At 55.1% G+C, this 12,555-nt stretch carries 10 protein-coding genes; 7 read left to right on the plus strand and 3 right to left on the minus strand.

Going from position 1 to position 12,555, the window contains the following annotated elements:
• Positions 1–69 precede the first annotated feature (69 nt).
• Positions 70–792 carry a lysostaphin resistance A-like protein gene (locus HEQ18_RS05760; RefSeq protein WP_432815863.1) on the plus strand — a complete coding sequence of 241 codons (723 nt, stop codon included), beginning with the start codon at positions 70–72 and terminating at the stop codon, positions 790–792.
• 9 nt (positions 793–801) lie between these two features.
• On the opposite strand, the gene HEQ18_RS05765 is transcribed toward HEQ18_RS05760, so the two are convergent.
• Both HEQ18_RS05765 and HEQ18_RS05770 read right to left on the minus strand, forming a co-directional pair.
• The gene (locus HEQ18_RS05765) at positions 802–1,854 is read right to left on the minus strand and encodes a S66 peptidase family protein (protein WP_432815864.1); all 1,053 of its coding nucleotides are present in this window, start codon (positions 1,852–1,854) and stop codon (positions 802–804) included.
• 18 nt (positions 1,855–1,872) lie between these two features.
• Entirely contained in the window at positions 1,873–4,929 is a 3,057-nt protein-coding gene (locus tag HEQ18_RS05770) for a TonB-dependent receptor domain-containing protein (protein WP_432815865.1), read from the minus strand.
• A gap of 187 nt (positions 4,930–5,116) precedes the next feature.
• Between HEQ18_RS05770 and HEQ18_RS05775 the strand changes: the two genes are divergently transcribed.
• From HEQ18_RS05775 to HEQ18_RS05800, 6 genes are all read left to right on the plus strand, one after another.
• A complete protein-coding gene (locus HEQ18_RS05775; protein WP_432815866.1) occupies positions 5,117–5,554 on the plus strand; it encodes an RrF2 family transcriptional regulator in 438 nt (145 codons plus the stop codon).
• 136 nt (positions 5,555–5,690) lie between these two features.
• Entirely contained in the window at positions 5,691–6,467 is a 777-nt protein-coding gene (locus tag HEQ18_RS05780) for a sulfite exporter TauE/SafE family protein (protein WP_432815867.1), read from the plus strand.
• A 109-nt stretch (positions 6,468–6,576) separates the two neighbouring features.
• Entirely contained in the window at positions 6,577–7,188 is a 612-nt protein-coding gene (locus tag HEQ18_RS05785; protein WP_432815868.1) for a 50S ribosomal protein L25/general stress protein Ctc, read from the plus strand.
• 111 nt (positions 7,189–7,299) lie between these two features.
• On the plus strand, positions 7,300–7,872 hold the full coding sequence (pth, locus tag HEQ18_RS05790; protein ID WP_295492613.1) for an aminoacyl-tRNA hydrolase: 573 nt from the start codon (positions 7,300–7,302) through the stop codon (positions 7,870–7,872).
• A 92-nt stretch (positions 7,873–7,964) separates the two neighbouring features.
• On the plus strand, positions 7,965–9,065 hold the full coding sequence (ychF, locus tag HEQ18_RS05795) for a redox-regulated ATPase YchF (RefSeq protein WP_432815869.1): 1,101 nt from the start codon (positions 7,965–7,967) through the stop codon (positions 9,063–9,065).
• A gap of 150 nt (positions 9,066–9,215) precedes the next feature.
• Entirely contained in the window at positions 9,216–10,493 is a 1,278-nt protein-coding gene (locus HEQ18_RS05800) for a hypothetical protein (protein WP_432815870.1), read from the plus strand.
• 140 nt (positions 10,494–10,633) lie between these two features.
• Here HEQ18_RS05800 and mutL read toward each other — a convergent pair whose 3' ends face one another.
• On the minus strand, positions 10,634–12,466 hold the full coding sequence (mutL, locus tag HEQ18_RS05805) for a DNA mismatch repair endonuclease MutL (RefSeq protein WP_432815871.1): 1,833 nt from the start codon (positions 12,464–12,466) through the stop codon (positions 10,634–10,636).
• Positions 12,467–12,555: the final 89 nt, after the last annotated feature.

Genomic DNA, 12,555 nt, shown 5'->3' on the forward strand with positions numbered 1-12,555 from the left:
GTGTAAACAGGGGAAGGTCGGGCCAAGAACGCCCGGCCTTCACTTATACGCGGGATAGATCGGGACGAAATGCAACTTGGCGAACCTGCCCCTACAATAATATCCGCGCGATCCTTTTATCCCGGCCTGCTACCCACCATTGGTTTCATCATATCGTATTTCGCCCTGCAAGGGGTGTGCACAGCCATCATCATCGCCGCAACGCAAGGCGACGTCACCACGCCAGCGCCAATGTCTATCATCTCTGGATTAGTGGCATCCGCCATCGTCCAACTGATGTTGATGTGGCTGTATCTGCGCAAAGACGGACGGGCGGAGGCATTGGGCCTTTATGATTTCGGCAGGATCCCGCTGCCCAAGGCAACAGGGCTTGCCATATTATTGGTCATCGCCGCCATGGCGTTCAATTTTGTTTACGCAACCTACGTTATTCCAGGCGTCGGCATGCAAGACGAAGTGGCGAAAATGCTGGCTAGCATCGCGCGGACGCCGCTGAACATGGCGGTCATGTTCTTTGCCATAATGATTGCCGCGCCCGTCGTGGAGGAACTTCTGTTTCGCGGGTTGTTACAAAATGCGCTGGCGAAATATATGCCCGTTTGGGGCGCGATTCTTTTGTCGTCATTCCTGTTCGCATTGGTGCATTTGCAACTATATGCAATCCCCGCCCTCATGTCGCTCAGCATTGCCTTTGGCTATCTGTATCACCGCACCGGGTCACTGCGCACCAACATCATCCTGCACATCGCCAATAATGTCTTTGCATTGGTGATGACGCAGTTCGTGAATTAAGTTCGCGACCTAAACGACAACAGGCTCCAACAAGCGGAGCGTTCCGGCGTCGGCATCGATTTCCGCCATGCCGCCCACAGGCAACGTAAACTGGTCGGTGATATGCCCGAAAAAGGCACCTTGATAGGCAGGGATGCCCAAGCCGCCCAGATGCTGCGTCAGCACGTCGTTCAGTGTAAATGCGCCATAGCTGCTCCCCTTGTTCACGCAGTCTGTGCACTGCCCAAACACGACGCCTTTCAGGTTCTTCAATACGCCCGCCTGCCCCAATTGCGTGAGCATGCGGTCAATGCGATACTCCGCCTCATCCACATCTTCGAGGAACAGGATCGCGCCGTCGAAACTGGGTAGATAAGGCGTGCCGACAAGCGCGGTCAGTACCGTCAGGTTCCCGCCGAGCAACTTGCCTTGCGCCTTCCCCTTGCCCGTGCCCAACACCCGCGTGCGCCATCGGCGTTGCGCCATCCGGTCTTCGACGCCAACAGGGTTCGTGAACAAGGGCGTCCCTGCGTCAAAAGCGATATCGCGATATATGTCCCAAGACGCCTTGCCCCATGCGCTGCCCGCGTTCGGGCCATGCAAGGTCACAAATCCGCCCTTTGCCGCAATCGCCATATGCAAGGCCGTGATGTCGCTGAAACCCGTCAATAATTTGGGATTGGCGCGAATGATGTTCCAGTCGAGATACGGCAAAAGCCGCGCGCTGCCCCACCCGCCCCGCACGGCAAAAATGGCCTTCACATCTGTGTCCGCGAACATTGCGTTGATGTCCGATGCACGGTCCTTATCTTGGCCAGCCAGATAGCCGTAGCGGTCCAGCAAATGGGCGGCACGTTTGGGCTTTAGGCCCATGGCGACAATCGCTTCTTCGACCAACTGAATCTGAAATGGTTCATCGCTGGCGGATGCTGGCTCAATCAGGCCAACGGTATCGCCGATACGCAACCGCGATGGCTTCCGCGCGGCGTTGGCCGCAGGCACGCTTGCGGCCAAAATCGGCGGGGCTGACAGCATAACCGCCAGCCCCGCCATAATCTGACGCCGAGTTGCATTGATATCCATACCCGGCGATCCCTTAGCTTAGAACTTCGCTTCCACCGACAGCGTGAACGACCGCCCACGTGGGTCAGCCACGCGAGGTTCCCAGCTTGAACCCGCACCAGTGTTGCTGTCATAAGTGATCGCAAAGGGTGGATCCTTGTCGAACAGGTTACGCACGCCTGCGGTCAAGCGGAATTGATCCAACACATCCACACTCACCGATGTGTTATAGATCATATACGCCTTCACCTTCGGGTTGAAATCCGGACGGACAACCGATCCATTGGCGATGCCAGGCAGCGCTTGGTTCGTATAGCCGTCCCGATAGATTTGCGAGAAGTTGAACGTGAAATCATCATTGGTAAAGCTTACAAATGCGCTGTGCTTCCACTTCAGACCCAAATCACCCGCAAAGGTGAAGCGGCCCCGATCGTTCAGATAAGGCGCAAGCGGCAGCACTTTAGATTTCTTCTTTAGTAAATAGGTACCATCGAGTCCGGCTGTCACGACGCCGCCCAGAGCATCAAAACCGCCACGCAGCGCAACTTCAAGGCCTTCTGTACGGCGCGATCCCAAATTCGCGGTGCGTAAATCCAAAGCAGTTAGCTGGCCCGCGCTATTGCGAGCAAACCGTTCAGGAAAAAATGCAGCATTACGCAACAAATCGTTGACAATCAGCGACCCGATAACGTCATCTACAGCGATCGACCAGTAGTCTACCGACGCGCTGAATTGTGACGAAGGTTGCAGGACAATGCCCACACTATACTGTTCCGACGTTTCAGGGCCAAGATTTCGGTTACCACCGTTGATTGTATCCGGCGTAATAGACGCGCAACCAGGCACCGATGGGCTGGCAGGGCCGGCACAGGTGGATGGGTCGTAAATGCTTGTTCCCGATGTCTGAGATTGCGTTACCCCGTTAAAGATTTGGTTGAACGTAGGTACTCGGAATCCGGTATTGTACGATCCGCGGAACATTACCCAATCCAAAGGTTGAAATTTTGCGCTAATCTTCGGATTTACTGTTGATCCGAAGCCTTCATATTCGTCAATCCGCGCAGCGGCTGTCACTTCGAGTGAGTCAAATAGCGGGATCAGGATTTCGCCATAAGCGGCTTTAACATCACGGCTGACGCCCGCCAGTGCATTGATATTGTCGAAAGCGACATTGAAAATGTCGGGAGTTCCCGAAATCGCAGCGGGAGAGCCATTAAATGTATAACTTTCCTTTCGGTAATCGACGCCGAATGCGATTTTTACAGCACCGCCAGGCAAATCGAAAAGCGACCCGGCAATTGAGGCATCGAACTGGCGCACTTCATACAACCCGCCGTAAAGTGTAACCCCGCGTGCCGAGATCGCATCCAGCCCAGCTAGAGCGGCAGGAGACTGACTGACTGAAAAGGGATTAAGAATACCGCTGTTTAAAAGGCCGACTATACCAGGACGAGTTGCGCCCGGAGCAGTTGGCGCACGCGGATCGATTCCACCAGCGACCGCCCCTGCCACACCTGATGCTGTTGCCGATGCCCCGTTTACGAAAACGCCACGGTAATGATAGCCTTCACCCAGTACGCTATTCGACTCACTTCGAGCATAGGAAGCGCCTGCGCGGTAGTCAAAGCTACCAAACAGCGGCCCTTCTGCGCCAATGGCACCACGAAGCGTATTAGTATTGGTTCGATATTCGCGCTGACCACCGGCAATGTTGCGCCAGCGATACGCGATAGGCAGTCCGTAACGGCCAACTCCTACAGTACGGGTTCCAGGTGCTCCGATTGCAGGAAATATTCCAGCAATGCGATCGTATACATCATTATAGGTCGCTGCTGTGATTGCATTTAACGGGTAATACAATGGTAGGCTGGTAACATTAATTGAGTATTGATTGTTCGAGAAACGCTTAACGGAATCGGCGTCTGAGCCAGTAATTTCAGCAAATACTCGATGATCTCCAAGTGCAAGAGTCCCGCGTCCATAATAAGTCAACGTGTTAAGCGGCTGTTGGAGCACCGCTGCACGACCTGTGTCCCACGCACAGGCGAATCGCGCTGACGCCGTGTTCCATAACTGCTCGTCGTAAGCTAAGCCTCCTTCAACAGTATCGCACCCTGCGCCGCCTGGTAAGTCGAGAATATTGATCCCGCCATCGGCAGGTTGGGTCGAACCAGGCAGAAAGAACCCTGTTCCATTACCCAGATATCTGGCATTTCTAACACAATTGTTATTGGCTATAGAACCGCTAGAACAAACATTAGTGTCGCCAAGTAACGATCCGCTTGGAGCAAACGTTGTGTTGGCGTTAGCGGGAAATGCGGTCGCGATTGGCGTTCCGCGTGTATCCACCGACAATCCACGATTGGGCTGATTGCCGTTGACGAAGCTGCGCTCCGAACCGTTCAGCGACTGGCTGATGCTGCGACTGACCGCACCCATGATGTTGAAGCCATCTTCGTCCAAGTCGCCATAGCCACCAGTCGCCGACAAACGGTAAATATTGCCACCGCCCGCTTCGGTTACATCGGTGAAGGCGTTGAGAGCAAGGCCCTGAAAATTGGTTTTGGTGATGAAGTTGATAACCCCACCGATTGCATCGGTGCCGTAAATGGCCGATGCGCCATCCTTCAGGATTTCGACCCGCTCAAGTGCGGCAATAGGAATTTGGTTCACATCGACGGCAGAACCGGTCAGGCCGTGCGCCGCGACACGGCGTCCGTTGAGCAGCACCAATGTCGAGGCAGCACCCTGTCCGCGCAAATTGGCCGCCGACAAACCATTGGTGCCGCGCTGCGCGCCGGAAGTCACGTCGGCATTCGACGCCAAATTATCGGCACCATTGCCGTTGGTGGACAGGAACGAGATAAGCTGTTCAGGGCTGTTAATCCCTTCACGCGTGAGGTCATCCGTTGTGATGACCTGCAACGGCAAGGCGCTCTTCGTCGGATCCTGCTTAATCCGCGATCCGGTCACGATGATCGCGGCACCTTCATCCTCGGCCGTTTCGGCAGCAGCGGGCAAGGATGAATCCTGCGCAAATGCTGGCGCGGTCAAGCAACTGGCCAATAACAATATCGCTGTTTTTGAAGTTTTCATACACTTTCCCCTCGTAATTTCGGCTCGCCCCTGAACCTGTTTATGATTGCAAGTTATTCCGGCCCATCGGGCAATGCAACTGCATTTAAGCCTAAAGGACAAAGAAACCTGATGAGATTGCGCCTTGTTCAGCACTTTGTCTACTTGGCGGGTTGAAAATTGGTCCTATGAGGCGCAAAGGAAACCTATGCTGTCTCAAAAAACCCGCTACGCCATTCGCGCCATGCAGCATCTTGCCGACCATTATGGCAAAGGCCCGGTTCAGCTCGCCGATATCGCCCAGTCGCAGAAAATTCCGCCGAAATTTCTGACCGTCATATTGTCCGAACTGTCGCGTTCCGGCTTGGTGGCGTCGCAACGCGGCAAAGACGGCGGTTACTGGTTGGGCGTTTCACCCATTGACATCAGTTATGGCGACCTCATCCGCATTATGCGGGGTTCATTGGCCTTAGTTCCTTGTGCCAGCCGCTATGCCCACGAAACGTGCAAAAATTGCGTGGAGGAAGAAAATTGCCGCACACGTGCGCTCATGCTTCAGGTGCGCGACAAGACGGCCAATCTGCTCGACGGCATCAATCTGACGGATGTCGTGGACGCCGACACTTACCTTCAGGTGGCGGAATAACACGCCCATAATCCGGCTGGCGCGCAAACAGCTTCTTTGGGACTGCCAATAAAATACCAATGTGCATGGCTATGGCTAATCGCGTAAGTTCGCATTATGCCTTATGTGTCATGGCCCCCGTCAGTGCGAGATTTGGATGATTGAATATATTGCCAATATCGATTGGGCGGCGGTTGCGCCTTACATCGCCGTTGGCTTTGCAGCACAATTGGTCGATGGCGCGCTTGGCATGGCCTTTGGCGTGATTTGCAGCACGTTGCTCGTCAGCGTGATGGGCGTCGCCCCTGCCCGCGCATCGGCGGGTGTCCATTTCGTTGAGATGTTTACGACCGGCGCATCCGGCATCAGCCATGTCCTGCACAAGAATGTGGACTGGAAACTGTTTGCCCGCATTGCGATTCCCGGCGTCATCGGCGGCTGCACCGGCGCGTATGTGCTCGCCAGCATTCACACCGAAGCGGCGCGTCCGTTCGTTATGGGATATCTGACGCTTATCGGCTTCTACCTTTTGTATAAGGCTTGGGACTTTACTCATGCACATAAGCCGCGTGATCCCAAGGTCACCATGCCACTTGGTCTGATCGGTGGCTTTCTCGACGCCTCTGGCGGCGGTGGCTGGGGACCAGTGGTCACGTCCAACCTGCTGATCCAAGGCGCAGACCCGCGCAAAACCATCGGCACGGTCAATACGGCGGAATTTTTCCTGACCGTTGCCGTATCGCTCACCTTCATTCTGACCATCGGGTTAGAAGCCTTTACCGTCGTAACTGGCGGCCTGTTGATCGGCGGATTGCTCGCCGCGCCCTTTGGGGCAATGGTCGCAAAACGCATTCAACCGCGCATATTGCTGTTCGCGGTCAGCATCGTCCTTATCGCGACGAGCCTATTCAGCCTCTACAAAGCGCTCATCTGATTCCGCTGTAAGCTTGCTTTTTGCGGGCAACCCACATATAGGCCCGCGCTTGTCGTCCATGGTCATCCCTGGAGGCGTGGCGGCAAAGTAACTTTTTTGGAGAATCACCATGAGCGATCAGCTGACATTGTCGGCAGAGACGCGCAATGGGGCAGGCAAGGGAGCCTCCCGCGAATTGCGTCGTCAAAACCGAGTGCCCGCCGTAATATACGGCAACAAACAAGAACCCGAACTTATCCACGTTGAGGAAAAAGCTCTCGTCAAATTGTTGATGACTGGTCATTTTTCCAACAGCGTCGTCGAGATCGAACTTGGTGGCAAAAAACAGATTACGATTCCAAAGGATGTTGCCTTTCATCCTGTCAGCGATCGTCCCATGCATGTTGACTTCCTGCGCATCGTCAAGGGCGCAAAGGTCGATGTTGAGGTTCCCGTGATGTTCGTCAACGAAGGCGCGTCACCCGGCCTGAAGCGTGGCGGTGTTTTGAACATCGTGCGTCATGAACTCGAACTCATCTGCGAAAATGACAAGATTCCTGACGACATCCAGATCGATGTCTCCGGCTTTGACATTGGTGATTCGATCCACATCAGCAACGTAAAGCTGCCCAAGGGTTCGGAAAGCAAGATCACCGATCGCGACTTCACCATTGCGACCATCGTTGCACCATCGGCGCTTAAGTCGAGCGATGGCGACACGACCGTCGAAGGCGAAGCTTAAATCTACACTAGCCCCTCCCCTTCAGGGGAGGGGTTGGGGTGGGGTGTCTATGGGGTAGTGCGGTGTCGAACGACCCCACCCCCTCCCCTCCCCTGAAGGGGAGGGGTGCATATGCAATTATGGGTAGGTCTCGGAAATCCAGGCGCCACCTATGCGATGCACCGGCACAATATCGGCTTCATGGCGCTTGATGCGCTGGCCGAAATTCACGAACTGCCGCTACCTGCCAAGAAATTCTTGGGCTGGGTGCAGGAATTGCGGCTTGGTTCCGACAAAATCATCCTCTTAAAACCCGCAACGTTCATGAACGAAAGCGGGCGCAGTGTGCGCGCGGCGATGGATTTCTATAAGCTTGAACCCAAGGACGTCACCGTCTTTTACGACGAGCTCGACCTTGCCCCATTCAAGGTGAAGGTGAAATTTGGCGGCGGCGCGGCGGGCCATAATGGCATCCGTTCGATCACCGACCATATCGGCGCAGAATTCCGCCGCGTCCGTTTGGGCATTGGCCATCCGGGCAACAAAGACCGCGTCACCGGCTATGTGCTCGGCAATTTCCACAAAAGCGAAATTGACGATCTGGCGGATTTGCTCGGCGCAGTCTCAGCCGAAGCCGATTGGCTGGCCAAGGGCGATGACGTCCGCTTCATGAATGATGTCGCCATGCGGTTGCAGCAGGACTAAGGCCGTTTAACGCCCACTGTGTCATCGCATTGGATGGACTTGCTGCCGAACGTCGCCTAGGGCCGCTGCATATCATTATTGACGAGGATATTATGGGTTTCAAATGCGGTATTGTGGGCCTTCCCAATGTGGGCAAGTCCACCTTGTTCAATGCGTTGACGCAAACGGCGGCGGCGCAGGCGGCGAACTATCCATTCTGCACGATTGAACCCAATATCGGCAATGTCGCCGTCCCCGACCCACGCTTGCAAACCATCGCCAAAATCGGTGGCAGTCAGAAGATTATCGAAACGCAATTGGGCTTTGTCGACATTGCGGGCCTTGTGCGCGGCGCGTCGAAGGGCGAAGGCCTTGGCAACCAATTCCTTGGTAACATTCGCGAAGTCGACGCCATCGTCCACGTGCTTCGCTGTTTCGAAGATGACGACATCCAGCATGTCGACAACAAGATTGACCCGATTTCAGACGCAGAAACCGTCGAAACCGAATTGATGCTGTCCGACCTTGAAAGCCTTGAAAAGCGCGTCCCCAACCTCGTCAAAAAAGGCACGCAGGGCGACAAGGAAGCGAAGATCAGCGCACTTGTGCTTGGCCGTGCGCTCGACCTGCTGCGCGACGGCAAACCAGCGCGCCTGACCAAGCGCGACGATGCCGAGGAAGAACGGCATTTCCAGATGGCGCAACTTTTGACCGCAAAACCCGTGCTCTATGTCTGCAACGTCGAAGAGGCGAGCGCGGCCAATGGCAATGCTTTGTCCGCCCGCGTTTTTGAAAAGGCAAAGGCAGAGGGCGCCGAAGCCGTGGTCGTGTCCGCTGCGATTGAGGCCGAAATTTCAACGATGCCGACCGAAGACCGCGAAGTGTTCCTCGACGACTTAGGCCTCACCGAAACCGGCCTCGCCCGCGTCATCCGCGCAGGATATGAATTGCTTGACCTCATCACCTTCTTCACCGTCGGCCCCAAAGAAGCCCGCGCTTGGACCGTCACCAAGGGTGCAACTGGGCCCAATGCGGCAGGCGCGATCCACAGCGATTTCGAAAAAGGCTTCATCCGCGCCGAAACCATGGCCTATGACGATTATGTCCAGTATAACGGCGAAGCCGGCGCGAAAGAAGCCGGCAAATGGCGTTCGGAAGGCAAGGAATATCTCGTCAAAGACGGGGATATCATGTTGTTTAGGTTTAATGTTTGAGGTGGGGGCGCTCGTCCATCATCATCCCGGAGCCAAAGGCGTGCAGAGCACAACTTGTTTCGGGATAACATACCACCGTTGCATGTTATCCTGAAACGAGTTCAGGATGACGAATTGGCATTCAGACGCAAAGGAATTAACTGACAGCCCATGGCTGAAGAAGCACTTGAACTCGAAAAACACATTTTAGATTTCTTTCTGGCGTCCGCCAGGAAGGGTTCTTTCAATGGTGTGCTAGCGTCGATTGCCGTAAAAGCACATCTTCCGACGGAATGTCCGCTAGCTGTTATCGCTCAACTCATCGAAGCGGATCGCATAGACGGTGTATTTGCCTGTCGAGACACAAATCCGCATATCAAGCGGCTTCCTGTTTTGCCGAAGGAGAAGCAGGTTGAGTTGGTTCAGTCAGCGGAACTCAACAGTTTTTGCCTTTATCCAAGTTCTAAAGTTTTGGCGGAGAATGTAACGCAATCCGAGTTTTCAGATCGGCCATTCTCAAGAGCCATGCTGTTAGGTGAGGCTCAACTCTCCTACGTCACATTTGATCTAGGGGTGCTTGGCCGTTATCGCAGTGATCCGCGCTTCATCGTAAAGTTTCACGACTACATGGGCGACATGTTCATATCGGATGCTTATTACAGCAGTGCCGAAGTGCCAGAGCGAGACAAGATCGGAGTCGACTCTTTTGGACTTGCTGTCGATGCTGATCAAATTCCACATATAGTCGTGTTTTATCGATATCTGGCCGACCTGACGTCCGAGCATCAGCAATATTGGAACAGTTTTCAGGCTCCCCATGTGCCAATGTGCGAGGAGTATTTCAAATCTTCGATATTAGGCGATTGGTGGGAAAACCGCTCGATCCGCTTTGCAATTCAAGAGGAAATGCGGCTTGTAAATGAGATGACGAAAGCCGTATTCGGCAAAAAGCTGTTTCGTCATGAAATGACGGATGAATTGCCATTTGATCTATCTGCCTTTCTCGTGCCGAGTAGCGAGAATTTTGGGACTTTCATACATTCGTGGGACAAGCTCTTGTCTGACAACCTCAATAAGGAATTTTTCAAAGGAAGAGTTGGTTCGAATTTCGAGCAAACCCTTCCTGACGGGCGAGTTTCAGTCCACCCCAAAGGCACAATCACTTTGCTGCAAGAATGGCTAGAAAAAGTCATTACGGGGAATGGCAAAGCAAAAATTATCGACGCAATTGTTAGCCCTATCAGGAAAATTCGCCAGCTACGTCAGGAGCCTGCGCATAAATTTCAGGAGAATCAATTTTCCTTGGAATTTCACAGGAGGCGGCGCGAAGTGTTGGAAGACGTGCTGGGCTCGCTTTCATGCTGCCGTGTGGTGTTGGCGCGTCATCGAAAAGCTAGAGGGATAGATGTACCAGATTGGTTGGACAGCGAGAAAATTCACGTTTTCTAAGCCTGATACTTTGGCACTGCCTGATTCTTCAAGGTCTGCTTTCAGAATTCCGTCAGCGTTTTTTAACGTCCGTAATTGGGTCGTAAGCCAACGCTCAACAATCATTGTAGCCCCACCTCAAAACTACAAAGCTAAGCCATTCACTTCCGCCCAAACAACCTCTCCACATCGCCTAATGCCAGCTTCACCCAAGTTGGCCTGCCATGGTTGCACTGGCCGCTATGCGGGGTGACTTCCATTTCGCGGAGTAAGGCGTTCATTTCGGTGACGGACAGCACGCGGCCGGCGCGGACGGAACCGTGGCAGGCCATGGTGGCGGCGACATGGTCGATGCGTTCCTTGAGCGATAGCGCGTCGTCATAGGCGGCGAGGTCGTCGGCCAAGTCCTCCAACAACCCCTTGGCATCGCCATCCCCCAGCACTGCGGGTGTGGCACGCACGAGCATTGCGCCCGGGCCAAAGCGTTCGACGCCCAGCCCGAAGGCCGAAAGTTCCTCCGCCCGCGCCTCAAGCCGGTCGCAGGCGGGTTCTTCCAATTCCACCACTATAGGCAACAACAAGGCCTGTGACGGCACAAAGCCGCCCGCTGCCGCCATCGCCTTGCGCATGCGTTCGAGCACCAGCCGTTCATGCGCGGCGTGTTGATCGACGATGACAAGGCCGTCTTCCGCCTCGGCCACGATATAGGTGTTGGCGACCTGCCCGCGCGCGATGCCGAGCGGGTTGCGCGCGCGGTCAGGCACGGGTTCATGCGCTTCGGCGGCCCTGCCCCATAAGGGCGCGAGGTCTTCGCCGGGGATTGCGCCCATGTCGGCAAAGCTGCTGCGGCTTTCATGGGTCGATGGATAAGCGGGACGCTGCCCATAATTCCCCTGATACGCAGGTGCCCCCAAAGTGGCAGGCCGCGCAAAAATGTCGCCTTGCGCGGTTTGCATCGGCTCTTGCTGCCACGCGGCGAGCGCATCGGCGCTTGGCCTTTGCACGCTGCGAAAGCCGGATTGATCCAACGCATGGCGCAGACCCGATACGATCATTCCGCGAATGAGCGCTGGGTCACGAAAGCGCACTTCGGTCTTGGCGGGATGGACATTTACGTCAACTAAAGTCGGCGGCAGGTCCAGAAACAAGGCCACTACAGCATGCCGGTCCCGCGCCAGCATTTCGGCATAAGCGCCGCGCACCGCGCCGATGAGCAGCCGGTCCTTCACCGGACGGCCATTGACGAACAAGAATTGATGGTCGGCAACGCCGCGATTATAGGTCGGCAGGCTGGCCACGCCGCCAAGTCGCACGCCCTCGCGTTCAAAATCTAACGCCACGCTGTTGTCAATCAACTCATAACTGGTCAGCGCGGCAACACGTTCAGGCCGCGCAGAGGTTGGCTGCACCGCCAACACACGCCGCCCGTCATGTTCGACCACAAAGCCAATGTCGGGCCGTGCCATCGCAAGCCGCTTCATCGTGTCGAGCGCTGCGGCATATTCGGCGCGCGCACTGCGCAGGAATTTGCGCCGTGCGGGCACATTGCCGAACAGGTTTTCAACGCGCACCCGTGTGCCCTGCGGCAAGGCGGCTGGCCCTTCACCCGTTACCACGCCATGGTCCACCGTTCGCGTCCAGCCCTCGGCACCTGCGGGCCTGCTTTCCATCGTCATTTTGGAGACGCTGGCGATTGACGGCAAAGCCTCCCCACGGAAACCCAAAGTCGATACCATTTCAATATCTTCATCAGGCAATTTCGATGTCGCATGGCGTTCAAGCGCCAATGCCATGTCCGATGGCGACATGCCGCAGCCATCATCGGTGACTTCGACCAGATCAATGCCGCCTGCACCCAAGCGCACCGATATATTGCGCGCACCCGAATCGATGGCGTTTTCCACCAATTCCTTCAACGCGCTGGCTGGTCTTTCCACCACTTCACCGGCGGCAATCCGGTTGACCAGATTTTCAGGGAGCCTTCTTATTGACATCCGAAGGTTCCTAGCCCAAGCGCACAGTTCAGGCGACTCCTTAATCGTTTGCAATCCAGCCAAATATCTGTTTTGTAAAACAGCAAATT

It is taken from the genome of Sphingorhabdus sp., assembly GCF_050921905.1.
Lineage (GTDB): Bacteria > Pseudomonadota > Alphaproteobacteria > Sphingomonadales > Sphingomonadaceae > Sphingorhabdus_B.

Excerpts from the sequence above, each read along its gene's own strand:
- HEQ18_RS05800 (WP_432815870.1), top strand. The coding sequence starts at position 9,216 with ATGGCTGAAGAAGCACTTGAACTCGAAAAACACATTTTAGATTTCTTT.
- HEQ18_RS05785 (WP_432815868.1), top strand. The coding sequence starts at position 6,577 with ATGAGCGATCAGCTGACATTGTCGGCAGAGACGCGCAATGGGGCAGGC.
- ychF (WP_432815869.1), top strand. The coding sequence starts at position 7,965 with ATGGGTTTCAAATGCGGTATTGTGGGCCTTCCCAATGTGGGCAAGTCC.
- HEQ18_RS05765 (WP_432815864.1), bottom strand. The coding sequence starts at position 1,854 with ATGGATATCAATGCAACTCGGCGTCAGATTATGGCGGGGCTGGCGGTT.
- pth (WP_295492613.1), top strand. The coding sequence starts at position 7,300 with ATGCAATTATGGGTAGGTCTCGGAAATCCAGGCGCCACCTATGCGATG.
- HEQ18_RS05775 (WP_432815866.1), top strand. The coding sequence starts at position 5,117 with ATGCTGTCTCAAAAAACCCGCTACGCCATTCGCGCCATGCAGCATCTT.
- mutL (WP_432815871.1), bottom strand. The coding sequence starts at position 12,466 with ATGTCAATAAGAAGGCTCCCTGAAAATCTGGTCAACCGGATTGCCGCC.
- HEQ18_RS05760 (WP_432815863.1), top strand. The coding sequence starts at position 70 with ATGCAACTTGGCGAACCTGCCCCTACAATAATATCCGCGCGATCCTTT.
- HEQ18_RS05780 (WP_432815867.1), top strand. The coding sequence starts at position 5,691 with ATGATTGAATATATTGCCAATATCGATTGGGCGGCGGTTGCGCCTTAC.
- HEQ18_RS05770 (WP_432815865.1), bottom strand. The coding sequence starts at position 4,929 with ATGAAAACTTCAAAAACAGCGATATTGTTATTGGCCAGTTGCTTGACC.